This window comes from Nonomuraea sp. 10N515B (assembly GCF_052245915.1).
In the GTDB taxonomy this organism is placed as follows: domain Bacteria; phylum Actinomycetota; class Actinomycetes; order Streptosporangiales; family Streptosporangiaceae; genus Nonomuraea.
This window is the reverse complement of sequence record NZ_JBQQBQ010000006.1, coordinates 261,833-286,287: the sequence shown is the minus strand read 5'-3', so window position 1 is coordinate 286,287 and position 24,455 is coordinate 261,833. Positions and strand designations below refer to the sequence as shown.

Annotated in this window: 21 protein-coding genes; 14 read left to right on the top strand and 7 right to left on the bottom strand. The window is 70.3% G+C overall.

The window, feature by feature from the left end:
* From ACTWQA_RS11595 to rfbA, 3 genes are all read right to left on the bottom strand, one after another.
* Positions 1-690, bottom strand: a complete 690-nt coding sequence (locus ACTWQA_RS11595; RefSeq protein ID WP_443159240.1) for an LmbU family transcriptional regulator — start codon at positions 688-690, stop codon at positions 1-3.
* A 66-nt stretch (positions 691-756) separates the two neighbouring features.
* Complete coding sequence (gene rfbB / locus ACTWQA_RS11590) at positions 757-1,746, bottom strand: dTDP-glucose 4,6-dehydratase (RefSeq protein ID WP_443159239.1); 990 nt, start codon at positions 1,744-1,746, stop codon at positions 757-759.
* Positions 1,747-1,764: 18 nt separating this feature from the next.
* Positions 1,765-2,637: a glucose-1-phosphate thymidylyltransferase RfbA gene (gene rfbA, locus ACTWQA_RS11585; protein ID WP_443159238.1), complete on the bottom strand. Its 873-nt coding sequence runs from the start codon at positions 2,635-2,637 to the stop codon at positions 1,765-1,767.
* A 59-nt stretch (positions 2,638-2,696) separates the two neighbouring features.
* Here rfbA and ACTWQA_RS11580 point away from each other — a divergent pair, with 59 nt between their 5' ends.
* Positions 2,697-3,950 carry an activator-dependent family glycosyltransferase gene (locus tag ACTWQA_RS11580; protein ID WP_443159237.1) on the top strand — a complete coding sequence of 418 codons (1,254 nt, stop codon included), beginning with the start codon at positions 2,697-2,699 and terminating at the stop codon, positions 3,948-3,950.
* Between the two features lie 46 nt (positions 3,951-3,996).
* Here the strand turns inward: ACTWQA_RS11580 and ACTWQA_RS11575 are convergent, their stop codons facing one another.
* Positions 3,997-4,329, bottom strand: coding sequence for a hypothetical protein (locus ACTWQA_RS11575; protein WP_443159236.1), 333 nt, complete (start codon positions 4,327-4,329; stop codon positions 3,997-3,999).
* 121 nt (positions 4,330-4,450) lie between these two features.
* Between ACTWQA_RS11575 and ACTWQA_RS11570 the strand changes: the two genes are divergently transcribed.
* The 3 genes from ACTWQA_RS11570 to ACTWQA_RS11560 are packed head-to-tail and all read left to right on the top strand — an operon-like array spanning position 4,451 to position 8,023.
* Entirely contained in the window at positions 4,451-5,446 is a 996-nt protein-coding gene (locus tag ACTWQA_RS11570) for a Gfo/Idh/MocA family protein (protein ID WP_443159235.1), read from the top strand.
* Complete coding sequence (gene rfbH / locus ACTWQA_RS11565; protein ID WP_443159234.1) at positions 5,443-6,744, top strand: lipopolysaccharide biosynthesis protein RfbH; 1,302 nt, start codon at positions 5,443-5,445, stop codon at positions 6,742-6,744. The genes ACTWQA_RS11570 and rfbH overlap by 4 nt, the downstream gene beginning before the upstream one ends.
* A 10-nt stretch (positions 6,745-6,754) precedes the next feature.
* Positions 6,755-8,023 carry an activator-dependent family glycosyltransferase gene (locus ACTWQA_RS11560; protein WP_443159233.1) on the top strand — a complete coding sequence of 423 codons (1,269 nt, stop codon included), beginning with the start codon at positions 6,755-6,757 and terminating at the stop codon, positions 8,021-8,023.
* Here ACTWQA_RS11560 and ACTWQA_RS11555 read toward each other — a convergent pair.
* On the bottom strand, positions 7,998-8,717 hold the full coding sequence (locus ACTWQA_RS11555) for an NAD-dependent epimerase/dehydratase family protein (RefSeq protein ID WP_443159232.1): 720 nt from the start codon (positions 8,715-8,717) through the stop codon (positions 7,998-8,000). The two genes, ACTWQA_RS11560 and ACTWQA_RS11555, sit on opposite strands and share 26 nt — an antisense overlap.
* 73 nt (positions 8,718-8,790) lie before the next feature.
* On the opposite strand from ACTWQA_RS11555, the gene ACTWQA_RS11550 reads away from it, so the two are divergent.
* Genes ACTWQA_RS11550 through ACTWQA_RS11540 form a run of 3 tightly spaced genes read left to right on the top strand, consistent with a single transcriptional unit; the run spans position 8,791 to position 12,294 of the window.
* The gene (locus ACTWQA_RS11550; protein ID WP_443159231.1) at positions 8,791-10,302 is read left to right on the top strand and encodes an FAD-binding oxidoreductase; all 1,512 of its coding nucleotides are present in this window, start codon (positions 8,791-8,793) and stop codon (positions 10,300-10,302) included.
* A gap of 1 nt (position 10,303) precedes the next feature.
* Positions 10,304-11,575 (top strand): activator-dependent family glycosyltransferase, encoded by a 1,272-nt coding sequence (locus tag ACTWQA_RS11545; RefSeq protein ID WP_443159230.1) that lies wholly within the window; start codon positions 10,304-10,306, stop codon positions 11,573-11,575.
* Positions 11,572-12,294, top strand: coding sequence for a class I SAM-dependent DNA methyltransferase (locus ACTWQA_RS11540; protein WP_443159229.1), 723 nt, complete (start codon positions 11,572-11,574; stop codon positions 12,292-12,294). Before ACTWQA_RS11545 ends, ACTWQA_RS11540 begins: the two co-directional genes overlap by 4 nt.
* On the opposite strand, the gene ACTWQA_RS11535 is transcribed toward ACTWQA_RS11540, so the two are convergent.
* Positions 12,237-13,991, bottom strand: a complete 1,755-nt coding sequence (locus ACTWQA_RS11535) for a BTAD domain-containing putative transcriptional regulator (RefSeq protein ID WP_443159228.1) — start codon at positions 13,989-13,991, stop codon at positions 12,237-12,239. The genes ACTWQA_RS11540 and ACTWQA_RS11535 overlap by 58 nt on opposite strands.
* Positions 13,992-14,379: 388 nt before the next feature.
* Positions 14,380-17,283 (bottom strand): BTAD domain-containing putative transcriptional regulator, encoded by a 2,904-nt coding sequence (locus ACTWQA_RS11530; RefSeq protein ID WP_443159227.1) that lies wholly within the window; start codon positions 17,281-17,283, stop codon positions 14,380-14,382.
* A gap of 261 nt (positions 17,284-17,544) precedes the next feature.
* Between ACTWQA_RS11530 and ACTWQA_RS11525 the strand changes: the two genes are divergently transcribed.
* From ACTWQA_RS11525 to fabG, 7 genes are read left to right on the top strand one after another with little or no spacing between them, the layout of a single operon-like run.
* Positions 17,545-18,219 (top strand): AfsR/SARP family transcriptional regulator, encoded by a 675-nt coding sequence (locus ACTWQA_RS11525; protein WP_443159226.1) that lies wholly within the window; start codon positions 17,545-17,547, stop codon positions 18,217-18,219.
* A 48-nt stretch (positions 18,220-18,267) separates the two neighbouring features.
* Positions 18,268-19,389: a glycosyltransferase gene (locus ACTWQA_RS11520; protein WP_443159225.1), complete on the top strand. Its 1,122-nt coding sequence runs from the start codon at positions 18,268-18,270 to the stop codon at positions 19,387-19,389.
* Positions 19,390-19,437: 48 nt separating this feature from the next.
* Positions 19,438-20,706: a beta-ketoacyl-[acyl-carrier-protein] synthase family protein gene (locus ACTWQA_RS11515; RefSeq protein ID WP_443159224.1), complete on the top strand. Its 1,269-nt coding sequence runs from the start codon at positions 19,438-19,440 to the stop codon at positions 20,704-20,706.
* Positions 20,707-20,761: 55 nt separating this feature from the next.
* Entirely contained in the window at positions 20,762-20,998 is a 237-nt protein-coding gene (locus ACTWQA_RS11510; protein WP_443159223.1) for an acyl carrier protein, read from the top strand.
* On the top strand, positions 20,995-22,185 hold the full coding sequence (locus ACTWQA_RS11505; protein ID WP_443159222.1) for a hypothetical protein: 1,191 nt from the start codon (positions 20,995-20,997) through the stop codon (positions 22,183-22,185). Before ACTWQA_RS11510 ends, ACTWQA_RS11505 begins: the two co-directional genes overlap by 4 nt.
* Positions 22,182-23,696, top strand: a complete 1,515-nt coding sequence (locus tag ACTWQA_RS11500) for an aromatic amino acid lyase (protein ID WP_443159221.1) — start codon at positions 22,182-22,184, stop codon at positions 23,694-23,696. The genes ACTWQA_RS11505 and ACTWQA_RS11500 overlap by 4 nt, the downstream gene beginning before the upstream one ends.
* A 40-nt stretch (positions 23,697-23,736) precedes the next feature.
* Positions 23,737-24,441 carry a 3-oxoacyl-ACP reductase FabG gene (gene fabG / locus ACTWQA_RS11495; RefSeq protein ID WP_443159220.1) on the top strand — a complete coding sequence of 235 codons (705 nt, stop codon included), beginning with the start codon at positions 23,737-23,739 and terminating at the stop codon, positions 24,439-24,441.
* The last annotated feature ends 14 nt before the right edge of the window (positions 24,442-24,455 follow it).

The window sequence follows — 24,455 nt, the reverse complement described above, 5'->3', positions numbered from 1 at the left end:
TCAGGCGATCTGCTTGCTGGGCTCGAGCGTCCCGGCGGCCATCTGCCCACGCGGATCGAGCGTTCCGGCTGCCAGCGGCTCGCCTGGCTCGAGGGCGGTCGTCGCGGCCCGGTCCAGGATCGCCACGATCCAGCCGAGCAGGTCCTGCTCGGCCGACTCCGCAGCCTCCTGCCAGCGCCGCTTCTGGTCGGCGATCACGTTCATCTGGATGTGGGTCACCTCGCCAGGCACGCGGCCAGGGTTCTTGCTGGCCCTGATCTGGCGGCGCAGCTCGTTGCGCGACCAGGAGCCCTGCTCGGCCCGGTCGAGCCAGGTGTCCTGCTCGGGCTCGGTCAGGCTGGCCACCTCGGCATGGTGCTGGAAGCTGAGTTTGTCCCTGCGCCTGGTGACGTGGAACTGCCTGGCCACCCACGCGTAGTTACGCAGCGTCTGGTAGTCGAGCGAGGTCTCCTCGATCGCGCGCTTGTAGCGGTCGGGGTATTGCCGCTGGCCGTAGATCAGCCAGTCGCCCAGCCACCACGCCGACGAATCCGAGATCACGAAGATCTGGCGGCCAAGGTGCCGCCAGGCGTTGATCGACATGCCTGGCGGGATGGAGAGGGACGTGCGCTTCGTCAGGGCCCGGCCGTCGAGGCCGATCCGGTCGTCGGGGGTTTTCGTGGTCACCGCGCCGTTGCTGCGGCTGGTCATATTTCGACACCACCCTTCGCATCGATCCGACGATCACGATTCTGCGACGCTGATCCTTTACGGCATCTAGACGGGATCTAGACGTTCCTTCTTCAGCGGCTCCCACCAGGCGCGATTCTCCTCGTACCAGCGGGCCACCGCGGCGAGGCCGTCGGCGAACGGGATCCGGGGACGGAACCCCAGCTCCTCGGTGATCTTGGTGAAGTCGAGCGAGTAACGGCGGTCGTGGCCCTTGCGGTCGGTCACGAAGCGCACGCTCGACCAGTCGGCGCCGGAGATGTCCAGCAGCGCCCTGGTGAGGTCGAGGTTCGTCAGCTCGGTGGTGCTGCCGATGTTGTAGACGTGCCCGGCCCGTCCCCCCGCCGCCACCAGGGCGATGCCCAGGCAGTGGTCGTCCACGTGGATCCACTCCCTGACGTGCCTGCCGTCGCCGTACAGCGGGACGGTCCTGCCCTCCATGAGATGGGTGAGGAACAGCGGGATGACCTTCTCCGGGAACTGGTACGGGCCGTAGTTGTTGGAGCAGCGGGTGATCGAGACGGGCAGCCCGTGGGTGCGGGCGAAGGCGAGCGCCAGCAGGTCGGAGGCGGCCTTGGAGGCGGAGTACGGCGAGTTCGGCTCCAGCGGGTGGCTCTCCGTCCACGAGCCGGATTCGATCGAGCCGTAGACCTCGTCGGTCGAGACGTGCACCACCTTGCCCACGCCGGCCCGCAGTGCGGACTCCAGCACGGTCTGTGTGCCGACCACGTTGGTCATGACGAAGTCGGAGCCGCTCTCGATGGACCTGTCCACGTGCGTCTCCGCGGCGAAGTGCACCACGAGTGCCACGCCTTGGAGCAGCTCGTCGAGCAGCGCCGCGTCGCACACATCGCCCCGCACGAACGTCAGCCGCGGGTCGTCCGCCACGGGCGCCAGGCTGTCGAGCGTGCCGGCGTAGGTGAGCTTGTCGAGCACGACGAGGCCGGTGACGTCGAGTCCGGGATAGGCGCCGGTGAGCGCGCGCCTGGCGAAGTTCGACCCGATGAAGCCAGCGCCGCCGGTGACCAAGATTCGCATGTCGATCTGCCTTCGGTGTCAAGCCATGGATCGGGCGATGTCCATCACGTAGTGGCCGTAGGACGAGTTCTTCATCTCGATGCCCCTGCTGTAGCACTCGTCGGCGCTGATGTAGCCCATGCGCAGCGCGATCTCCTCCAGGCAGGCCACCCGCACGCCCTGCCGGTGCTCCAGGATCTCGACGTACTGGCTTGCCTCCAGCAGCGACTGGTGGGTGCCCGCGTCGAGCCACGTGAAGCCCCTGCCCAGCTCGATCAGGCGGGCCCGGCCCTGGCTCAGGTAGATGCGGTTGACGTCGGTGATCTCCAGCTCGCCGCGGGCGGACGGCCGGAGCCCGCGGGCCAGCTCGACGACCGTCGAGTCATAGAAGTACAGGCCGGTGATCGCGTTGTCGGACCTGGGCTGGAGCGGCTTCTCCTCGATCGACATCAGGTGGCCGTGCTCGTCCAGCTCGGCGATGCCGTACCGCTCGGGGTCGGTGACCGGGTAGCCGAACAGCACGCAGCCGTCGAGCTCCTCCTGCGCGGTCCTGAGGATCTCCGGGAAGCCGGCCCCGTGGAAGAGGTTGTCGCCCAGGATCAGCGCGCAGTCGTCCCCGCCGATGTGGCCGGAGCCGATGAGGAACGCGTCGGCGATGCCGCGCGGCTCCGGCTGCGGCGCGTACGAGAACGACACCCCGAGCCGCGACCCGTCGCCGAGCAGCGCCCGCAGCTGCGGGATCGTGCCGGGCGTGGAGATCAGCAGAATATCTCTGATTCCGGCGAGCATCAGCACGGAAATCGGATAGTAGATCATCGGCTTGTCGTAGATGGGTAGTAATTGCTTGGACGTGGCGAAAGTCAGGGGGTGCAGGCGGGTCCCGTTTCCGCCGGCGAGAACTATTCCCTTCATGGCGGTCACACTACTGCTTGAATTATTCTCCGGTCCACGTTTCGAGGAGAGGACGGGATATGCGTGTGCTGTTCGCCGCCATCGCGGAGAAGACGCACTTCCTCGGTATGGCGCCACTGGCCTGGGCGCTGCGCACCGCCGGCCACGACGTACGCGTGGCCAGCCAGCCGGAAATGACCGACGTCATTACCGGCGCCGGGCTGACCGCGGTTCCCGTGGGCAAGGACCACAAACTCTACGAGATTTCCAGGCTGGAAAAGCGGCTGGAAATAGACGTGCCCATGTTCGACATGGCCGAGAACCGGCCGGAGAAACTCACCTGGGACTACCTGCGGCCCGGCTACGACCAGGTCGTTCGGTGGTGGTTCCGTGTGGTCAACGACTCGATGGTGGCCGACCTGGTGGACCTGTGCCGCCAGTGGCGGCCCGACCTGGTGATCTGGGAGCCGATCACGTACGCGGCGCCGATCGCCGCCGAGGCCGCGGGGGCCGCGCACGCCCGGTTCATGTGGGGGCTCGACGTCTTCACCCGGATGCGCCGCCACTACGTGCGTGTCAGGGACGAGCAGCCCGCCTACGACCGGCGCGACCCGATGCAGGAGTGGCTCACGGCCAGGGCCGGGTACTTCGGCGGGCGCTTCTCGGAAGAGCTGGTCACCGGGCGGTTCACCATCGACTACATGCCCGCGCCACTCCGGCTCGACCTGGGCCTGCACACCGTGCCGATCAGGTACGTGCCGTACAACGGCGCGTCCGTCATCCCCGAGTGGCTGCGCGAGCCCGCCGGCCGCCCGCGGGTCTGCCTCACGCTGGGCACCGCCGCCAGCGAACGGCTGGACGGGTACTTCGTGCCGGTGGGCGAGCTGCTGGAGTCGGTGGCGGAGCTGGACGTCGAGGTCGTGGCCACGCTGTCGGACAGGCAGCAGGCCGAGCTGGGGCCGGTGCCGGACAACGTGCGGCTGGTGACGTTCGTGCCGCTGCACGCGCTCGTCCCGACCTGCGACGTGGTCATCCATCACGGGGGCGGCGGGTCGTACTGCACGAGCCTGCTCAACGGGGTGCCGCAGCTCATCCTGCCGAACCTGTTCGACGCGCCCGCGCGGGCCGCCAACCTGGCCGGGCAGGGCGCGGGGCTCACGTTGCCCAGCCACGAGGCGACCGGTGCGAAGGTGCGCGACCTGGTGGCGCGGCTGCTCGAGGAGCCCGCGTTCGGCAAGGAGGCGGCCCGGCTGCGCGAGGAGATGCTCTCCCAGCCGACGCCCAACGAGCTCGTGCCCGAGCTGGAGCGGCTGGCCGAGGTCTACAGGAGCTGAGGTGTCTCGCTGGCGGGACGGCTGGAAGCCGCCGGGCGGGCCCGGTTCACAGCGGGATGTGATCGACCACGAAGGTCACGAAGTCGTCCACGGTCTTGCCGGTGAACTCGTGCATCGCCGCCATCAGCGGCGCGCCGGTGAGGTCCTCCAGCGTGAGCAGCAGGCCGAGGAACGCGCCCTGGTCGATGTCGCCGATCGGCGAGTCGCCGGTGGGGCGCTCCTCGCCGGTGGCGGTGGCCCAGGTTCTCGCCACCGTTCTGATGACCTCGTGCCGCACATAATCGCGCATCGGGTCGAAGTCCTCGGTCGGGTCGAAGTCGCGGGCCGGATCGAAGTCCCGCATAGGATCGAAGTCCCGGTCGAATTCGTAGTCAGCCATCTCGATAAAGGCCTTTCTCCTGGCGAGTCGGCCGTATCGTACTTGAATTGACTGCACCGCGGAGATGGCGTCTCATTACGAGTTGTCGCGGACGTCCCCCAATTTGAGGAAGTCAATCGCCATGCCCCTGGACAAGAGTGAGACGCCCGCGTTCGGTCTCGGCGTCCTCGGCACCGCGGCCATCGCCGGGAAAAGAGTTCTCCCGGCCGTCGCCGCCGTTCCCGGGATCGAAATCGCGGCCATCGCGAGCAGATTCCCCGACCGGGCCGAGGTAATGGCCAAGGAATACGGCGGCCGGCCGGTCGAAGGCTATGCGCGGCTGCTGGAACAGCCCGACGTCGACATCGTCTACATACCGCTGCCGTCCGCGCTGCACGCCGAATGGATCGAGCGGGCGCTACTGGCGGGCAAGCACGTGCTCGCGGAGAAGCCCATGACGACGAGCCCGCACGACACCGAGCGGCTGGTGCGGCTGGCCGCCGAGCGCGGGCTCGTGCTCAGGGAGAACTACATGTTCCTGCAGCACTCCCAGCACGCCTACGTCCGGCGACTGCTGGACGGCGGCGCCATCGGCGAGCTGCGCGCGTTCTCCGCGATCTTCGCTATCCCTCCCAGGCCGCCCGACGACATCCGCTACCGCGCCGAGCTGGGCGGCGGCGCGCTGCTCGACGTGGCCGGATACCCGATCCGCGCCGCGCAGCTCTTCCTCGGCGGCGAGCTGGAGGTGGCCGGGGCGAGCCTGCGGCACAGCCTCGCGCTGGACGTGGACGTGGCCGGGGGAGCGCTGCTGACCAGGCCGGACGGCGTGCACGCGCACGTCTCGTTCGGCCTGGAGCACCTGTACGCGTCCCGGTACGAACTGCTCGGCAGCGAGGGCAGGATCCGCGTCGACCACGTCTTCACCCCACCACCCGGGCACCGGCCGGCCGTCCTGGTCGACCGGCAGGACCACCAGGAACGCACGCTCCTGGAGCCTGACGACCAGTTCGCGAACACCCTCAGCGCGTTCGTGTTCGCGGTGCGCACGGGAGCCAGGAGCCTCGACGACGAGTCGATCATCACGCAGGCGAGGCTCGTCGACCAGGTACGCCGGCAAGCGAAGGTGAGCAGAACATGAATGAGCTGAAGGCCAGGATCCTCGAACTGGTCCGCAAATACGATCAGGAGCAGGCGGACGTCGACTTCGTCCCCGGCGAGACCAGGGTGCTCGTGTCGGGCGCCGTGCTCGACGAGAGCGAGCGGGCGGCGCTCGTCGAGGCCGCACTCGACATGCGGATCGCGGCCGGGGTGAGCGCCGCCAGGTTCGAGCGGGAGTTCGCCAGGCTCTTCGGGCTGCGCAAGGCCCACCTGACGAACTCGGGCTCGTCGGCCAACCTGCTGGCGCTCAGCGCCCTGACGTCGCCGTCGCTGGGCGACCGGCGGCTGCGCCCGGGCGACGAGGTGGTCACGGTGGCGGCGGGTTTCCCCACCACGGTCAACCCCATCATCCAGAACGGCCTGGTCCCGGTCTTCGTGGACATCGAGCTGGGGACGTACAACACGACGCCGGAACGGGTGGAGGCGGCGATCGGGCCGCGCACCAAAGCCATCATGATCGCGCACTCGCTGGGCAACCCGTTCGCCGCGCGGGAGATCGCCGAGCTGGCCGCCGCCCACGACCTGTTCTTCGTCGAGGACAACTGCGACGCCGTCGGCTCGTACTACGAGGGGCGGCTCACGGGCACGTTCGGCCACCTCAGCACGGTCAGCTTCTACCCGGCGCACCACATCACCATGGGCGAGGGCGGCTGCGTCCTGACCGGCGACCTCTCGCTCGCCCGTCTGGTGGAGTCGATGCGCGACTGGGGCAGGGACTGCTGGTGCGAACCGGGCGAGGACAACCGCTGCCTCAAGCGCTTCGACCAGCAGCTCGGCACGCTTCCGCTGGGCTACGACCACAAGTACGTCTTCTCCACGGTCGGCTACAACCTCAAGTCCACCGACCTGCAGGCCTCGCTCGGCCTGAGCCAGCTCGCGAAACTGGAGTGGTTCGGCGCGGCCAGGCGGCGCAACTGGGCGCGGCTGCGCGAGCAGCTCGACGGGCTGCCCGGGCTGCTGCTGCCCGAGCCGACGCCAGGCGGCGACCCGAGCTGGTTCGGCTTCGTCATCACGGTGCTGCCCGAGGCGCCGTACACGCGCAAGGCCATGGTGGACCACCTGGAGCAGCAGAAGATCAGCACCCGTGGCCTGTTCGGCGGCAACCTCACCCGCCACCCCGCCTACCTCAACAGCGCCCACCGCGTCTCCGGCGAGCTGACCAACAGCGACGTCGTCACTGAGCACACGTTCTGGGTCGGCGTCTACCCGGGGCTGACCACGGAAATGATCGACTACACGGCCCGGACGATCCGAGAGTTCGTGGCCGCCAACTCCTGAGGGGACCCCGATGCGTGTTCTGTTCGCCGCGCACGCCGAGAAGACGCACTTCCTCGGCATGGTGCCGCTGGCTTGGGCGCTTCAGACGGCCGGACACGAGGTACGGGTGGCCAGCCAGCCCGAGCTGACCCAGGTGATCAACCGAGCCGGGCTGACCGCCGTCCCGGTCGGCAAGGACCACCGCTTCGCCATGGTGCTCAAGCTCAACGCGATGCGGGACGAGGCGCCCGAGTTCGAGTTCGGCGAGGACCGGGCTGAGGTGCTCACCTGGGAGCACCTCAAGTGGGGGTACGGCGAGGCCGTCCCGTGGTGGTGGCGCGTGGTCAACGACACCATGATCGACGACCTGGTCGCCTTCAGCCGCTGGTGGCGGCCCGACCTGATCGTCTGGGAGTCGATCACGTTCGCCGGCGCCATCGCGGCCACCGCGTGCGGGGCCGCGCACGCCCGCTTCAACTGGAGCATCGACCTGTTCGGCCGGATGCGCGCCAGGTACGTGCGGCTGCGTGACGAGCAGCCGCCGCACGACCGGGAGGACGTGCTGGCCGAGTGGCTGGCGGCCAAGGCCGGGCGGTTCGACGAGGAGATGACGACCGGGCACTTCACCATCGACACCGTGCCGCCCTCGCTGCGCGGCGATCCCGAGCTCGGCCTGGATCTCGGCCTTCGCCAGGTGCCCGTGCGGTACGTCCCGTACAACGGGCCCGCGGCGGTGCCCGGCTGGCTGCGCGAGCCGGCCGAGCGGCCGCGGGTCTGCCTCACGCTGGGCACGACCGCGATCGAGCGGCTCGACGGCTACGCCGTGTCCGTGGGGGAGCTGCTCGACGCGCTGGGCGACCTCGACGTCGAGGTCGTCGCGACCCTGCCGGAGGAGCAGCAGGCCAAGCTGGGCGCCGTGCCGGGCAACGCCAGACTGGTGACGTTCGCGCCGCTGAACGCGCTGGCCCCGACGTGCGCGGTGGTGATCGACCACGGCGGTCCCGGCACGTTGTTCACGACCCTGTCACACGGAGTGCCGCAGCTCGTGCTGCCGAACATCTTCGACGAGCCATTCCTGGCCGCGTACCTGGAGAAGAACGGCGCCGGGCTGACGCTGCCCACCCGGGAGGCGAGCGGGGAAAGGGTACGCGAGCAGGTCGTGCGGCTGCTGGCGGACCCGTCGTTCGCCAAGGGCGCGCGGTCGCTGTGGGAGCACGACATGCTCGCCCTGCCGACGCCCAACGAGGCCGTGCCCGAGCTGGAACGGCTGGCGCTCACGCATCGAGGAAACGGTCGATGACCGTGCGGTAGTAGCCGGGGGCGAAGTCGATCGCGCCCGGCAGCAGCCGCCGCAGCTTGGCCACCGAGACGTTGTGCGGCGCGTCCACGTCCACGTAGGTGCGCCCGGCCCGGATCCCGAGCCGGGACTCCAGATGATCGACGATACGCATGATCGGCACGGACTCGCCGGAGGCCACGTTGACCACCTGGTCACGGACGCCCGCGCGGAGCAGTTCGGCGATGATCCGCATGAGGTCCGACACGTCGAGGAGGTCGCGCCTCGCGCCCCGGTAGACGGTGACGTGGCCCGAGCGGAGCTGGCCGATCAGCGCCGGGATGAGCCGGTCGGCCCGCCCGTGCGGGCCCACGATGTAGGTCAGGCGCAGGACGAGGTGGCTCACTCCCGACTTTATTACGCGTTCCTCCAGCGCGAGTTTGTGCGCGCCGTATTCGTCGGCCGGGGTAAAAGGCTCGTCCTCGACGCCGTCGCTGTTCCCGTACATTCCGGCGGCGGCCGTCGAGAAAAACAACACGGTGCGGCCCGTGTGCCGGCACCGGTCGATGGTCGCGTCCACGAGTTCGGTTTCCCGCGCGTACGCGGCGGCCGTGTTCTGTGGCAGAGGAACGCCTGCCGCCAACGCCACCACCTGCTGATACGCCCCTTCGAGCGGTCGCAGATGATGTGCTAGAAAGCCATTTCCGATAATCTCCATTCGATCCGCCTTTCCTGTCCCGCCAGCGAGACAGTGAATACCTTAATTGGCGAATAATTGAAAGGCGCCGACCATGCAGCGATTTCCAGAGACGGATGCGGTCGGCCCCGGCGACCCCCGTTATCGACGACTGGCGGCCCGGGGCTACAATAAGCGCTACAGCGCCCGCCCGGAGACCATTCATTTGGCCCGCTCGCCCGAGCAGGTCGAGCACGTGGTCGGCGCCGCGGTCGCGGCGGGCAAGCGGCTCGCGGTGCGCAGTGGCGGTCACTGCGAGGAGCCGTTCGTGGACGACCACGACGTGCGGGTGCTGATCGACCTGCGGCCGATGCGGTCGATCAGCTATGACCCGGACATGCGGGCGTTCTGCGTCGAACCCGGCGCCACGCTGCGCGAGGTCTTCGCCGCCCTGCACGAGGGGTGGGGGGTCACGATCCCGGCCGGCTCCTGCCCCAGCGTCGGCATCGGCGGCCACATCCCCGGCGGCGCGTACGGCCCGCTCTCCAGGGAGCACGGCATGGTCGTCGACCACTTGTACGCCGTTGAGGTCGTGGTCGTCGGCGAGGACGGCCGGGCCCGGCGCGTGGTGGCCACGCGCGAGCCCGGCGACCCCAACCACGACCTGTGGTGGGGGCACACCGGCGCGGGCGGCGGCAACTTCGGCGTCGTCACCCGCTACTGGCTACGCTCCCCGGACGCCGACGGCGATGACCCGGCGACACTCCTGCCCAAGCCCCCTTCCACGCTGCTGACCAGCTCGCTCGGCTGGTACTGGAAGGACCTCGACGAGCCCTCCTTCACCCGGCTCGTGCGCAACCACTGCGAGTGGTACGAACGCAACAGCCACGACGGCACTCCGTTCGCGAGCCTCGACACCGGCTTCACACTGAACCGCCGGGCGCCCGACGAGAAGATCATGCTGGAACTGCAGATCAGCGGCGACGTGCCGGGCGCCGCCGGGCTCGTGGACAGCTACGTGGCCGCGGTCGTGGACGGGGTGGAGGTGCCGTACACGATCGAGAGCGACACCGGCCCGTGGCTGGAGCTGACGCTCGCCTACGACGACAGCACCGGCGGCTACCCGATCAGGTTCAAGTCGAAGGGCTCCTACCTGCGAGCCTGCTGGTCCGAACGGCAGCTCGCCACCCTCTACCGCCACCTGACCGACGACGCGGAAGACGCCGACAGCGCCGGGGTCTACCTGCACGGCTACGGCGGGCGGGTCAACGCGGCCGGACCGGCGGCGACGGCCAACCCGCACCGGGACTCGATCCTCGTCGCCTACTACAACGTCGACTGGCTGGGCGCCAAGTACGACGAGCGGTGGATGACCTGGATGCGCGAGTTCTACCGCGACATGCACGCCGACACCGGGGGAGTGCCGGTGCCCGGGCCGATCACCGACGGCTCCTACATCAACTACCCCGACGTGGACCTGGCCGATCCGGCGTGGAACACCTCGGGCGTGCCCTGGCACACGCTCTACTTCAAGGACAACTACCCGAGGCTGCAGGAGATCAAGGCCCGCTGGGACCCGCTCGACGTCTTCCGCCACGCTCTTTCGATCCGGCTGCCCGGGGAGTGACATGCGCATCCTGTTCGCCACGTACGCGGAGAAGACCCACTTCTTCCTCATGGTCCCGCTGGCCTGGGCGCTCCAGTCGGCCGGGCACGAGGTGCGGGTGGCCAGCCAGCCCGAGCTGACCGAGGTCATCACCGGCGCCGGGCTGACCGCCGTGCCCGTCGGCAAGAACCACAGCTTCTGGCGGGTGATGCGCGCCTATCCGCTGTTCGACCCCCGCAAGGACAAGGTGCCGCCGTACGGCATCGCCGAGACCCCAGCCCACGAGCTGACCTGGGAGTACCTGTCGTGGGGGTACGGCCAGGTCGTGCCCTGGTGGTGGCGGCTGCTGAACGACACGATGATCGACGACCTGGCCGGGCTGTGCCGGCAGTGGGAGCCCGACCTCGTCATCTGGGACCAGATCACCTACGCCGCGCCGATCGCGGCCACCGCCTGCGGCGCCGCGCACGCCAGGTTCATGTGGAGCGTGGACCTGTTCGCCCGGATGCGCACCCACTTCCTGCGGCTCAAGCCGCCCGGCGGCAGGGACCCGCTGGCGGAGTGGCTCGGCTCCCGTGTCGAGCCGTACGGCGGCGCCTTCTCCGAGGACATGGTCAACGGCCACTTCACGATCGACTACTTCCCCGACTCGCTGCGCAAGGATCCTGATCTGGATCTCGACCTGGACCTGCACTACGTGCCGATGCGGTACGTCCCGTACAACGGACTGTCCGTGATCCCCCCGTGGCTGCGTGAGCCGCCGGAGCGGCCCAGAGTGTGCCTGACGCTCGGCACGGCCGCGACCGAACGGTTCGACGGCTACTCGGTGTCCGTGCAGGGCATCCTCGACGCGCTGGCCGACCTGGACATCGAGGTCGTCGCGACCCTCCCTGCAGAGCAGCAGGCGAAGCTGGGCGCGGTGCCGGACAACGCCAGGCTGGTGGCGTACGCACCGCTGCACGCGCTCGTCCCCACCTGCGACGCGGTCATCCACCACGGCGGCGGCGGGTCGTACTGCACGACGCTGGTCAACGGGGTCCCGCAGTTGCTGCTCTACAACCTGCTCGACGCCCCCGTACGCGCCCGCCACCTGGTCAACCAGGGCGCGGGGCTGGCCATCCACACCGACGACGTGACCGGCGAGCAGGTCAGGGACCACGTCGCCCGCCTGCTGAAGGAGCCGTCGTTCCGTCAGGAGGCACAGCGGCTGCGCGCCGAGCAGCTCGCCCTGCCCACGCCCAACGACCTCGTGCCCGAACTCGAACGGCTCACTGCCGAATACCGTGGAGGATGACGATGTACGACGCCGAGCTCGCCGATGTCTACGACGCGCTGTACGAGGGGCGCGGCAAGGACTACGCCGCCGAGGCGGCCGACGTGCTCAAACTGGTCCACGCACGCAGGCGGGGCGTCGCCTCGCTGCTCGACGTGGCCTGCGGCACCGGCTCCCACCTGCGCCACTTCGCCGCCCTCGTGGACGACGTGGCGGGGCTGGAGCTGTCCGAGGACATGATCGAGGTGGCCAGGATGCGGCTGCCCGGCGTGCCGGTGCACCAGGGCGACATGCGCGACTTCGGCCTGGGCCGCCGCTTCGACGCCGTCACCTGCATGTTCAGCTCGATCGCGTACATGCGTGACGATGCCGAGCTGGCGGCGGCGCTGACCAGGATGGCCGCCCACCTGACGCCCGGTGGCGTGGTCGTCGTCGAGCCGTGGTGGTTTCCCGAGACGTTCCTGCCCGGGTACGTGGCCGGCGACGTCGTCACCGCCGCCGGACGTACCCTCGCCAGGGTCTCGCACACGGTCAGGACCGGTGACGCGAGCACCATGCAGGCGCACTACCTGGTCGCCGACGCCGGGTCCGGCGTCAGGCACTTCACGGTCACGCACGTGAACACGTTGTTCACCCGCGAGCGATACCTCTCGGCGTTCGAACGGGCCGGGCTGTCGGCGGACTACCTCGAGGGCGGCCCCTCGGGGCGCGGCTTGTTCGTGGCGAGCTCCTTGGCGTAGGCGTGCATGAGGCCGTGCAGCCGGAAGCGGTCCCTGCCGGCCTTCTCCACCAGGTGGGCGCTCGCCAGCCGATCGAGCGCGAGCCCCGCCTGCTCCACGAGAAGGCCGGCCGCCCGCGCGGCGGTGTCCAGGGACACCTCACGCTCGGCATGCCGCCCCAGCGCGTGGAACATCTGCTGTGCGTATCGCGGCAGCGCCCGGTACGACCAGGAGAAGAGCGTGCGCACCGACGAGGGGTCGTCATCGTCGGCGTGCAGCACCTTCAGCAGGTCGTCGGGGCCGCTGAACTCGTTGAGCGCGCCCATGAGCACCCGCTCGGCGGCGATCCGCAGCGCCACCGGCAGCCCCGCGCAAGCCTCGACCAGCGCGGGCCGGCCCGGCTCGCCCATGATGCGGCGCATCAGCTCGGCGGCGTCGCCGTCGGGCATCGCGCCCAGCGTCAGCCTGCGGGCGCCGTCCCGCGCCACCAGCCCGGACAGCCGGTTCCTGCTGGTGACGATCATCAGGCAGGACCGGGTGCCGGCGAGCAGGGGGCGTACCTGCTCGGCGGACTCGGCGTTGTCCAGCAGGACGAGCAGCCGCCGGCCCGCCATCAGGCTGCGGTAGCTCCCCGGGTCGGCGGGCGTCTCGCCCAGGAGCTGGCGCAGGGCCTCGGTGGCGGAGAGGGGCGGGGCGCCGGAGAAGCCGCGCAGGTCCACGTGGAGCTGGCCGTCGGGATAGCGTGCGGCCAGCTCGTGCGCGAGCCGCACGGCCAGGGCGGTCTTGCCCACGCCGGGGCCGCCGTCGATCAGGATCAGCCCCGTCTCGCCGCCGGCCTCGGCCTCGGACGCGTACGCCCGCAGCCGCCGCAGCTCCTCCTCCCGTCCCGTGAACGCCGGGACGTCCCTGGGAAGCTGCGCGGGCGCCGAACCGAGAACGTTTACAGTCTGGCGCAGCGGGTCCCCGCGCAGGATCAGCTCATGACACCGCCGTAGTTCGTCGCCGGGCTCCAGGCCCAGCTCCCTGACCAGCAGCGTGCGTACGTCCCTGAACTCGGCCAGCGCGTCCGCCTGCCGCCCTGAGCGGTAGTAGGCCCGCATGAGCAGGTGGCGCAGCCGCTCGCGTAACGGGTGCCGCTTGACCAGCCCGGACAGCTCGCCGATCACCTCCGGGTGCCGGTCCAGCGCCAGCAGCACCTCGGCCCGGTCCTCGACGGCCGTGAAGCGCAGTTCGCCCAGCCGCACCCGTTCGGCGTCCGCGAAGGGCCCGGCCGCGCCGCCGAACGCCGTGCCGTGCCAGAGCGCCAGCGCCTCCTCCAGCTCGGCCAGCGCCTCGGCCGGCGCTCCCGCGCGACGCAGCCGCCTGGCCTCTTCCAGCCGCTGCTCGAAGCGGGCGGCGTCCACGTTGCCGGGCGTCAGGTTGAGCAGGTATCCCGAGCCGTCGTTGAGCAGCAGCCCGGACGGTGCGCGCGACGCGCGGTCGGGCTCCAGCCCCCGCCTGAGCCGCGCCACGTACGTGTAGACGCTGCTCTCCACCGTCGGCGGGGCGTCCATCCCCCAGATCGCGTCGACGAGCTCCTTGCGGCTCACCGGTTCGCCGGCCCGGGCGGCCAGCGTGGCGAACAGCGTGCGTTGCCTTGGCGGGCCCAGGTCCAGGTCATGGCCGTTCAGCGAGGCCGTCACCCGGCCGAGCAATCTCACCCGCAGGGCGTGGATCATCCGACATGCCCCCTTTGTGAAGATCTACAGGTGAAAACATAGGGGCTGTGATCTACAGGAGATCTACAGGCAACTGGGGTCGACAGAACCAGCTTGCTGTGCTAGGGGGGTTTATATGCTGATTTTGTGGTTGATGAGGGTACGGTGACTGATGTAGAGGATGCTTCTCCTTTTGCGGAAGAGTTGAAGGGAGATTCGTTTGCTCAGACACCTGCGGAGAGTCGTCGTCACGCTGGCTGTGGCGATGTTCGCCTTCGGACCTGTCGCGGCCCACGCACATGGGCTCAACAGCCACTGGACTAACAATCCCAACAATCACCCCCACAATCACTCCCATAATCACCCCCCCAACCATCATCCCCGCCCATGAGTGCCCGCGGCCCCGGCCCTAGCCGGGGCCGCCCTGGGCCTGGACCGCGCGGACCCGGCGCTCCCACAGGTCCGCCCGCAGCTCCACGAAGATCCGCGCCGCCCCCTCCAACAGCACTCCGCTCGCCTCCCACTGCTCGCGCGAGCTCTCCAGCTGCCCCAGCGCGAACAGCGCGCGGGCCTCGCCGAAGCGCTCCCCGATCTCCCGCGCCCTGATCAGCGCGCCGGAGAACGCCCGCTCGGCCGACGCCGCGCTCCCCTGCTCCAGGTGCAGGTCTCCCAGGCCGAGCAGCCCGTGCACCTCGCCGATCAGATCGCCGCCCTTGCGCGAGTACACCAGCACGGCCTCGAACGCGCTCTGCGCCGCCCGCAGGTCGCCCTTCCTGCGGTAGACCTCGCCCAGCCGGTAGAGGGACTGCGCCTCGCCGCGCCGGCTCTCGATGGCCTTGAACGTCTCGATGGACGCCGTCAGCAGCGACTCGGCCTCCTTCAGGTCGCCCTGGTCGAGCCGGACCTGGGCGATGTTGATCAGGACGTGGGCCTCGGTATAGCGATCTCCGGCCGCGCGCAGGATCTCCAGCGCGGTGGTGTACTTGTCCAGCGCCTCGGGGAAGCGGCCGCTCACCCGGTCGTAGAGTGCGGCGTTACGCAGTGCCAGCGCGTAACCGTGCCGCTCGCCCACCGCCTCGAACAGCTTGAGCGCGAGCGAGAGCAGGCTGTCGGCCGCGTCGAAGTCCGACAGGAACACCTGCAGCGAGCCCAGCGAGTAGAGCATGGCCGCCTCGCCCCGCCGGTTGCCCGCCCTGCGCGCGGCGGCCAGCGCGTGCTCGCTGGACTCGCGCCAGTCGTCGAAGTAGCTGCGGGTCTCGAACAGCGTCGTGACGGCTTGGGCCAGGTCCCAGCAGAGCTCGTCGAGATCCGCCCTGGCGGTCTGCTGGATGACGCCGAGCAGCGAGTGGCGCTCGATCTCCAGCCACTCGATCGGGTCCTGCCGCACCAGCTCGACGGTGGCGCAGCCGGGGTTCCAGCGTGGGGCGGTGCCGTGCAGGGTGGCGTAGTCGCCGCCGTACCTGCGCAGGTGGGCCTGCTCGGCCAGCAGAAGATACGCGCCCGCGACCCGCTCCAGCGCCGTTCGCAGGTTCTGCGGGGACTCTTCGGCCTGCGCGACCTCCTTGGCGTACAGGCGTACCAGGTCGTGGAAGCGGTACCTGATCTGGCCCAGGGGATCGGTCGTGGAGATGCGTAACAGGTTGGCGTCCACCAACAGGTCGAGGTGCCGGTCGACGTCGGCCGGCGAAGTGTCGAGCAGCGCGTGGGCGACCCAGCTCGGGAAGTCGGGCACGTTGACCGCGCTGAGCAGGCGGAACAGGTGCCGCGCCGGCTCGCTGAGCCCGTGGTAGCTGAGCGCGAGGCTGGCCCGTACGGACACGTCGCCGACTTCGAGCCGGTCCAGCCGCCGGTGCTCGTCGCTGAGGTCCGCGGCGAGTGCGGCGAGCGACAGCGCCGGGCGTGAGGCCAGCCGCGAGGCGGCCACCCGCACCGCGAGCGGGAGGTAGCCGCAGAGCCGGACGATCTCGTGGGCCATCTCGGGCTCCGCCCGCGTGCGCGGCGGCCCGGCCACCCGGCCGAGCAGCTCGATCGCGTGGCGGGCGGGGAGCACGTCGATCGGCAGGTGGTGGGCCCCTTCGAGGCCCACCATGTGGTCGCGGCTGGTGACCAGCACCACGCACGTGGGGGAGCCGGGAAGTATCGGCCTGACCTGCTCGGCGCTGTAGGCGTTGTCCAGGATGACGAGGCGGCGCTTGCCCGCCATCAGTGACCGGTAGAGCCCGGCTGCCTCTTCCTCGGTCGCGGGTATGAGCTGTGGCAGCGTGCCGAGCGAGTGCAGCAGCCGGTGCAGCGCGTCCAGCGGGCGCAGCCGGTCCCCGCCGTCCTGGCCGCGCAGGTTGACGTAGAGCTGGCCGTCGGGGAAGTCCTGCGAGACCGCGTGTCCCCACTGCAGCGCGAGCGCCGTCTTGCCGACACCGGCCGTGCCGGCGATCACCGCCACCCGCAGGGCCGGTGAGTCGAGCCTGAGCTCGTCCAGCCTGACCAGCTCGTCGTCCCTGCCGGTGAAGTCGACGGTGCCGGCGGGCAGCTCGGCGGGCACGACCCAGACCCGCTCGCTCTGTGGTTCTTCCTGCTGGTCGTCCTGGGTGATCGCCTCGCGCATGCGCCGCAGCGCGGGGCTCGGCTGCACGCCCAGCTCGCTCTCCAGCCGCTCGGCCGCCCTGCTGTAGAGCGCCAGGGCCTCGGCCCGCCTGCCCGCCTGTTGTAGCGCGCGCATGTGCAGCTCGATCAGGCGTTCCTTGGTGGGGTGGTCGGCCGTGAGCCTGGCCAGCTCGGGCAGCGCCTCCTGGTGGCGGCCGAGCGACAGCGTGGCGGCCAGCCACTCCTCCGTCGCCCACATCCTGAGCTCGTCGATCTCGGCGCAGAGCCGGGCGCGCAGCCAGTCGCTGGGCGCGTCGTCGAACGTGCGGCCCCGCCACAGGTCGAGCCCTTCCCTCAGCAGCGCCATCCGCTCCATCGGGTCGCCCGTCGTGCCGGCCTTCGCCAGCAGGGTGCGGAACCGCTGCACGTCGACGGTGCCGGGGGGCAGCTTGAACGCGTAACCGCGGCCCGTGGAGACCAGGTCCACGCCGTGCTCATGAGCTCCGGCCTCGCGTAGGACCGCGCGTACCCGGGCCACGTGGCTCTGGACGGTGCGTCGGGCGGTCTCCGGTGGCTCGTCCTCCCACAACAGCGCGGTCAGCCGGTCGAGGGAGACGCTCATGCCCGGCTCGAGCAGGATGGCCACGATCAGGCAGCGCTCGCGGCTCCGGCTGAATCGGAGCGCACGTCCGTCGCACTCGACCTCTAACGGCCCAAGAACGTGGAAGTGCATCGGCCTCCACCATCATGCTGAGGATGTCAGCATAATGGCAACCATCCCGCAGTCTCCCACTATCACCATAGGAAGAGAAGTCGACCTTCTCGTGACAAACGTGCTAGGGGGGCTGTGATGACGTCGAGCCCGGCATTGTCGGCTCCGGTCGGGATCGAATTCCGGATTCTCGGGCCACTTGAGGTCATTGTGGACGGGAAGCATATAGCGCTCGGAAGTGCCAAAGTGCGCACATTTCTCGCGTCTCTCCTTCTCTGGTCGATGCAGACCGTGACGCTCGATCGGCTCAGCCGCTCCGTCTGGCCGGAGGCCCCGCTGTCGGCCGCCGCGAACTTGCGTACGTACGCGTACACACTGCGCATGCGCCTAGACCGGGCCCTGCCCGGGCTCGGGGGCGCGCTGGAGACGGTGCGGGGCGGATACCGGCTGTCGGTCGAGGGCGGGCGGCTTGACCTGCACGACTTCGAGTCGGTGACGCAGGAGGCGGAGGGGTTGGTAGCGCGGGGGCGGCTGGCGTGCGCCGCCGACCGCTACGAGCAGGCGCTGCGGCTGTGGCGGGGGAAGCCGCTGGACGACGTGTCGGGCGGGCCGCTGCTGCTGACGGAGACGGCCTGGCTGGAGGAGCGCTTCACGGGGGCCATCGAGCGGGCCGTGGACCTGTGGCTGGCCATCGGGCAGAACGGGAAGGTGGTGGAGGTGGCCTCGCGGGTGGTGCACGATTACCCGTTTCATGAGCGGTTCTGGGAGCAGCTCATGCTGGGCTTGTTCCGGTCGGGGCGGCAGGTGGAGGCGCTGGAGGCGTACGCCAGGGCGCGGCTGTGGCTGATCGAGGCGGCGGGGGTGGAACCCGGGCCGGCGATGCGCCGCTTACAGCGGGCCATCCTGGCCAACGATCCCACGCTGTTCGGCCCTACCCTCTCCGCCCTCCCCGCCTGAGCGTGGCCTTCGCCCGATAGCACCATCCCGCTGAGAGGATGCGGAAGCATGCGAGTCTTGTTCACCTCCGTGCCCCTGGTCGGGCACCTCTTCCCGATGGTCCCCCTGGCGTGGGCACTGCGGAGCCGGGGCGACGACGTCCTGGTCGCCTGCCCCACCGAGAGGTTCAGCACCACCGTCACCACCACCGGACTCCCCGTGGGGCTCATCGACGCGGGCATAGGCCCCGACGAGTACGCCAAGGCCAGCGCCGTGGAAGGCGCGGGCGAGCAACTGGCAAGGGCCATCGAGGAGAGCGGCCGGGCCTGGGGCGTCCTGTCGGCCCGTATCTCGGCGGGGATGGGGGAGCTGGCCGACGACTTCCGGCCGGATCTGGTGATCAGCGAGCCGTGCGAGTACGCGGGCCGCCTGGCGGCGTACGAGCGCGACATCCCCTGGATCGAGCACAGCTGGGCCCTTCCCGGCCTGCCCGCCTACGCGGCCGCCGCCCGGACCGCCCTCGGTGGCGCCACTGCGGGAACGGCGCTGCCGGCGCCGAGCGCCACCATCCACCCGTGCCCGCCGAGCCTCACCGAAGATCCCGCGGCCATCGCGATGCGCTACGTCCCGTACAACGGCCCGGCGCGGCTGCAGCGATGGCACCGCAAGGGCCAGGGCAGGCCGAGGGCGCTGGTCACGTTCGGGAGCCTGCTGCTCGACCGCGCCCACGTCGACCCCCGCAAACTCGTCACCAAGCTCGTGGAGAGCCTGACCGAGGCGGGCTTCGAGCTGGTGCTCGGGCTGGACGAGGGGCTGGCCGCGAGCCTGCGCCCGTGGCCCGAGCACGTGCTGCACGCCGGCTGGGTGACGCTCAACCTCGCGCTGCCCCACTGCGACCTGGTGATCCACCACGGCGGCTCGGGCACCGCCATGGCCGCCCTGGTGTCCGGAGTGCCGCAGCTCATCGTTCCGCAGGCGACCGACCAGTTCGTCACCGCCGAGACCCTCGCCTCGTCGGGCGCCGCGCTGGCTCTCACTCCGGAGGAGGACGCGCCCGACGTGGTCGCCGCGCACGCCGCACGGCTGCTGTCGGAGCCCGTTTTCCGGAAACGCGCGACGGAACTGGCCGCCGAAATGGCGGCGCTGCCCTCGCCTGCCCTGGTGGCCGAAAAACTGCATATCGGAATGTGACCGGGTTACCCTCTACGCCGTCGCTGAATTCGCAGAAAAGAGGCGGACATGCGCGTGGTGGTAACCGGTCATGGCGTGCTCACCCCGGTCGGCATCGGGTGGGCCGAAACCTGGTCAGGATTGACGGAGGGCCGCAGCGGCATCGGCACGCTGACGGGCGTGGACGTTTCCGGGCTGCCCGTCACCATCGGCGGCCAATTGAGCGGGCTGGATTTCCGCGATTATCTGCCGCATTCCCTGGCGGGCCGGGCCGGCGGCGCCGCGCGCCTCGCGCTGGTCGCCGCGGAGCTCGCGCTCGAAGACGCGGGAATGACCGCCGGCGACCTGGACCCGCCGAGGACCGGCGTCGTGATCGGCTCGGTGGGCGCCCCCACCGAGGCCGTGCTGGGGGCCGCCGCGGCCCTGGACGCCAGGGGGTTCAAGGGCGTCAACCCGTACACGTTCGCCACCACCGGGATCGTCACGCCCGCGGGCGAGGTGGCGCTGCGGATCGGCGCACAGGGCCCCTGCCTCGCGCTGGCCACCGCCTGCGCGACCGGCGCGAACTGCGTCGGCGAGGCGCTGCGGCTCATCCAGCACGGCCGGGCGGACGTGGTGCTCGCCGGCGGCGCCGACGACACGCTCAACCGCCTCGACATCGCCGCCGCAGCCCGATCCGGCGCCCTCTCCCGGCGCAACGACGACCCCGAGGCGGCCAGCAGGCCGTTCGACCGCGACAGGGACGGCTTCGTGATGAGCGCGGGCGCCGCCGTCCTCGTACTGGAGAGCGCCGAACACGCCCTCGCCCGCGGCGCCAGGATCTACGGCGAGATCGCCGGGTACGGCGCCACGACGGACGGCCACCACGTCACCGCCCCGCACCCGGAGGGGGTCGCCGTCGAGCGCGCCGTCCGCCAGGCCCTGGCCGACGCCGGAGTCGCGCCGGGCGAGGTCGGGTACGTCAACGCGCACGGCACCAGCACCCCGCTGAACGACGCCGCCGAGCTGAAGGTCATCCGGCGGGTGTTCGAGGACAGGAGCCTGCCGGTGAGCTCGACCAAGTCCATGACCGGTCACATGCTGGCGGCGGCCGGAGCGGTGGAGGCAGCCGTCGCGCTCGAGAGCGTACGCACAGGGATAGCTCCGCCGACCATCAACTGCGACAATCCCGACGACCCCGAACTGAACCTGGTCCCGCATAAGTCGCAAGAGCATTCCGCGAACGTGGCCATCAGCAATTCGTTCGGATTCGGCGGCCACAATGCCGTCCTGGTCGTCCGCCGCTGGCGTCCTGACGTCCCGCCGGCGAGACACATTCATTGGTTATTCGGCCGGTAATTAGTTAGCGTGCTGGCGGCGGAAAGAAAATTTTCGAGCCGGAGGAACAGCAGCCATGTCCACTGCGGAACTGGAACGCCTTTCACTCTTGTCCGAAGTCGTCGAAAAAGTGGCTGGCGTCGCGGCCGGCGAGGTTCTACCGGAGCGGTCATTCATCGAGGACCTCGGGCTCGATTCGCTGGCGATGGTCGCCGTCGTCTTCACGCTCGAAGAGACGATCGGCGTCGACATCTCGGAAGAGGCACTGGCAGGGGTCAAGACCGTTCAGGATCTCCTGGAGCTGATTTCGTGACATATACCGAGCTGTCGCCATCTGAGCTGCTCCGGTCGGGATTCGCCGCGCCGCGCATCACGGAAGAGCAGTGGCTGGTCCGCTGGGACCGGTTCGAGGGCGACGTCGAAGCGCTGGTGCCCGCCACCGTGGACCTCGGCACGTCGGGGAGCACGGGGGCGAGCCGGACCTGGCGGCGTACCAGGGAGCAGATGTGGGCCGAGGCCGGCCTCCTGGCCGGCCTGCTGGAGAAGGACCGGCCCGAGGCCGTCCTGTCGTTCGCGCCGCCCAAGCACGTGTACGGAGCGCTGGCCGGCGTCCTGGTGCCCGCGCTGCTGCGACTGCCCGTCTGGTACCGGCCCCGGTACTTCGGCGCGCTCCCTTCGGAGCCGTTCGACCGGTGGGCGGTGGTGGCGGTGCCGTGGACGTTCTCGATCCTGCTGCGCGCGCTGCCGTGGGTGAGTGCGGCCGAGCGCCTGGTCGTGCTGCACAGCACGGCGCTGCTGCCCGCGACGGCGGGGGAGCTGGTGTCGGCGGCCGGGGCGGAGCAGGTGGGGATCGTGGAGGTGTTCGGGTCGACGGAGGCGGGCGGCATCGCCAGCCGTACGTGGTCGCCGTCAGAGCAGCCCTGGCGCCTCTTCGACGACGTCGACTTCGCACCCGCGCCTGGGGCGCGGAGTTCCGCCGCGACCGGGACACCCGCGAGCGGCGAGCCGTCCACCGGACCGGAGACCGCCTCCGTCATGCCGGAGGACATCGGCGGGGTGGAAATCGCGCTCGCCGTCACGAGCCCTCGGTTGGCCTTCGCCCCGGGCGGGGTCCGTCCCTCCATCTGGGTGACGGACGACCTCATCGTGCCCCTGGACGACCGCAGTTTCCGCTTCGCCGGGCGAAGCAGCCGCCTGGTCAAGGTCAACGGCCGCCGGGTGAACCTCGACCACCTGGAGGAGTCGCTCCGTCAAGAGCTCCGCTGCGCGGATCTCGCGTTCCTCCCCATCGCCGACGCCGTGAGCGGCGAGCACCTCGATCTGCTCGTCGTACCGGAAGCCGGCCACCCCCTGACGGACGCGGACGTGCGTGCCGCGCTCGCCAGGATCGGCGCTCTGCCGCGGAACGTGTCCGTGGTGGACAGGATCGACCGTTCCGCGACCGGCAAGCTCCGGCGCTTCCAACCACCGCCAACAGCCGACGCGGGAGCAGCCACATGACGAATCTGGTCCAGGTAGAACGCGGAGCACGGCTGTCCGGCCTGCTCAAGCAGGCCGGCTGGGACGCCGCCGTCGCCGAGTGCGACTACGACGACATCGCGCGCATGCAGGCAGGCGTCGACACGCTGGCCAAGGCGCTCTCCTCCGACGACCCCGTTTACGGGGTGACGCACGGGTTCGGGCCGCTCGTGGCGTTCACCGCCGCCGAGTCCGCGCTCGAACAGGGCAGCGGCCTGATCGCCCATCTCGGCACGGCCCAGGGGAGACCGCTCGACCCGGACGTTTGCCGCCTGGCCGTCTGGCTCAGGCTGTCGAGCATGCGCAAGGGCCATTCGGCGGTGTCCGCCGGGTTCTGGCAGCGGCTCGCCGACCTCTGGAACGCGGGCTTCACCCCGGCGATCCCGCGCAACGGCACCGTGAGCGCCAGCGGCGACCTGCAGCCGCTCGCCGCGGCCGCCATGGCGTACGCGGGCACCGGCGAGGCCTGGGTCAGGGACGACGACGGCGCCTGGACCCCGCGTCCCTCGGCGCAGGCGCTGGCGTCGCTCGGTGCGGAGCCGATCGTGTGGCCCGCCCGCGAGGCCCTGTCCTTCGTGAACGGGACCAGCGTCAGCCTGGCCGTCACCGCCCTCAACCACCAGGCCGTACTCCGCCTGGTCAGAGCCGTCGGCCTCCTCACCGCCCGCGTCGCGTACCTCCTCGGCGCCAACCCCGAGGCCTACCATCACGGCATCGGCCACGCCCGCGGCCAGCTCGGCCAGCTCGTGGTGGCCCGATGGATCCGGGAAGCGCTTCCCGAGGACATGGAACGCGACCGGAGCAGGCCGCTCCAGGAGCCGTACAGTCTGCGTTGCGCCCCGCAGGTCCTCGGCGCGGTCCTCGACCAGCTCGGCTCGGCAGAGGACATCCTGCTGCGCGAGGCCACGGGCTGCACCGACAACCCGATCTGCTACGAGGGCGAGCTGCTGCACGGCGGCAATTTCCACGCCATGCCCGTCGGCCTGTGCTCGGACCAGATCGGGCTGTGCCTGCAGCAGGTGGCGTTCCTCGCCGAACGCCAGCTCGGCCTGCTGTGCGACCCCTCCTACAACGGCGGGCTGCCGCCGATGCTCACCCCGCGTCCCGGCGCGGGCAGCGGACTGGCCGGGGTGCAGATCAGCGCGACGTCGTTCGTGTCGCGGATCAGGCAACTCGTCTACCCGGCCTCTCTCACCGCCTTGCCCACGAACGGCGGGAACCAGGACCACGTGCCGATGGCGCTGAATGGGGCCAACGCGGTGGCGGAGGCGATCGAGCTGGCCTGGCTCGTGGTCGGCTCGCTCGCAGTGGCGACGGCCCAGCGCGCGGCCTTGGCGGGCGATGCCAGGCGGACGACCGGCCTCTGGGCCGCGCTGGCCGAGATCTCGCCGCCGCTCGAGCGCGACCGCCCGCTGGCGCCGGAGGTACGTGCCGCCTGCGACCTCATGTCCTCGGCCGCCGACGACCTGCTGGCGGAAGAGGAAACGTTCTAGCCCGGCGGCGGACACGCCCCGGACGGAGGAGGACAGACACATGGGCAGATCAGTGCTCGTCACCGGCGGGAACAGGGGTATCGGGCTCGCCGTGGCCCGGGAGCTGAGCGCCGCCGGAGAATCCGTCGCGATCACCTACCGCTCCGGCGAGCCGCCTGCCGGCCTGTACGCCGTTCGCTGCGACGTCACCAGCACCGCCGACGTCAACGCCGCCTTCGAGAAGACCGAGGCGGAACAGGGCCCGGTCGAGGTGCTGGTCGCCAACGCCGGGATCACCAAGGACGGGCTGCTGGCGCTGATGAAGGACGAGCAGTTCACGTCGGTCGTCGACACCAACCTCGTGGGGGCGTACCGGGTGGCCAAGCGAGCCGTACGCGGAATGCTGCGGATGCGGCGCGGCCGGATCGTGTTCGTCTCCTCGGTGGCGGCCATGCTCGGCTCCGCCGGACAGTCGAACTACGCGGCCACCAAAGCAGGCTTGATCGGGTTCTGCCGCTCGCTGGCCCGCGAGCTGGGCCCGATGGGCATCACGGTGAACGTGGTCGCGCCGGGCGTCGTCGAGACCGACATGACTGCCGCGCTACCGGAGAGCCGCCGTGAGGAGATGCGGGGCAACATCCCGCTCGGCCGCTTCGGGCAGGCGGCGGAGGTGGCGCGGGCCGTGAGGTTCGTGGCGGGGGAGGACGCCGCGTACATCACCGGCGCGGTGATCCCGGTGGACGGCGGGCTCGGCATGGGCCATTGATCACACCCGGCGCC

Coding starts and splice junctions, on each gene's coding strand:
- ACTWQA_RS11595 (WP_443159240.1), bottom strand. CDS start 690: ATGACCAGCCGCAGCAACGGCGCGGTGACCACGAAAACCCCCGACGAC.
- rfbB (WP_443159239.1), bottom strand. CDS start 1,746: ATGCGAATCTTGGTCACCGGCGGCGCTGGCTTCATCGGGTCGAACTTC.
- rfbA (WP_443159238.1), bottom strand. CDS start 2,637: ATGAAGGGAATAGTTCTCGCCGGCGGAAACGGGACCCGCCTGCACCCC.
- ACTWQA_RS11580 (WP_443159237.1), top strand. CDS start 2,697: ATGCGTGTGCTGTTCGCCGCCATCGCGGAGAAGACGCACTTCCTCGGT.
- ACTWQA_RS11575 (WP_443159236.1), bottom strand. CDS start 4,329: ATGGCTGACTACGAATTCGACCGGGACTTCGATCCTATGCGGGACTTC.
- ACTWQA_RS11570 (WP_443159235.1), top strand. CDS start 4,451: ATGCCCCTGGACAAGAGTGAGACGCCCGCGTTCGGTCTCGGCGTCCTC.
- rfbH (WP_443159234.1), top strand. CDS start 5,443: ATGAATGAGCTGAAGGCCAGGATCCTCGAACTGGTCCGCAAATACGAT.
- ACTWQA_RS11560 (WP_443159233.1), top strand. CDS start 6,755: ATGCGTGTTCTGTTCGCCGCGCACGCCGAGAAGACGCACTTCCTCGGC.
- ACTWQA_RS11555 (WP_443159232.1), bottom strand. CDS start 8,717: ATGGAGATTATCGGAAATGGCTTTCTAGCACATCATCTGCGACCGCTC.
- ACTWQA_RS11550 (WP_443159231.1), top strand. CDS start 8,791: ATGCAGCGATTTCCAGAGACGGATGCGGTCGGCCCCGGCGACCCCCGT.
- ACTWQA_RS11545 (WP_443159230.1), top strand. CDS start 10,304: ATGCGCATCCTGTTCGCCACGTACGCGGAGAAGACCCACTTCTTCCTC.
- ACTWQA_RS11540 (WP_443159229.1), top strand. CDS start 11,572: ATGACGATGTACGACGCCGAGCTCGCCGATGTCTACGACGCGCTGTAC.
- ACTWQA_RS11535 (WP_443159228.1), bottom strand. CDS start 13,991: ATGATCCACGCCCTGCGGGTGAGATTGCTCGGCCGGGTGACGGCCTCG.
- ACTWQA_RS11530 (WP_443159227.1), bottom strand. CDS start 17,283: ATGCACTTCCACGTTCTTGGGCCGTTAGAGGTCGAGTGCGACGGACGT.
- ACTWQA_RS11525 (WP_443159226.1), top strand. CDS start 17,545: ATGCAGACCGTGACGCTCGATCGGCTCAGCCGCTCCGTCTGGCCGGAG.
- ACTWQA_RS11520 (WP_443159225.1), top strand. CDS start 18,268: ATGCGAGTCTTGTTCACCTCCGTGCCCCTGGTCGGGCACCTCTTCCCG.
- ACTWQA_RS11515 (WP_443159224.1), top strand. CDS start 19,438: ATGCGCGTGGTGGTAACCGGTCATGGCGTGCTCACCCCGGTCGGCATC.
- ACTWQA_RS11510 (WP_443159223.1), top strand. CDS start 20,762: ATGTCCACTGCGGAACTGGAACGCCTTTCACTCTTGTCCGAAGTCGTC.
- ACTWQA_RS11500 (WP_443159221.1), top strand. CDS start 22,182: ATGACGAATCTGGTCCAGGTAGAACGCGGAGCACGGCTGTCCGGCCTG.
- fabG (WP_443159220.1), top strand. CDS start 23,737: ATGGGCAGATCAGTGCTCGTCACCGGCGGGAACAGGGGTATCGGGCTC.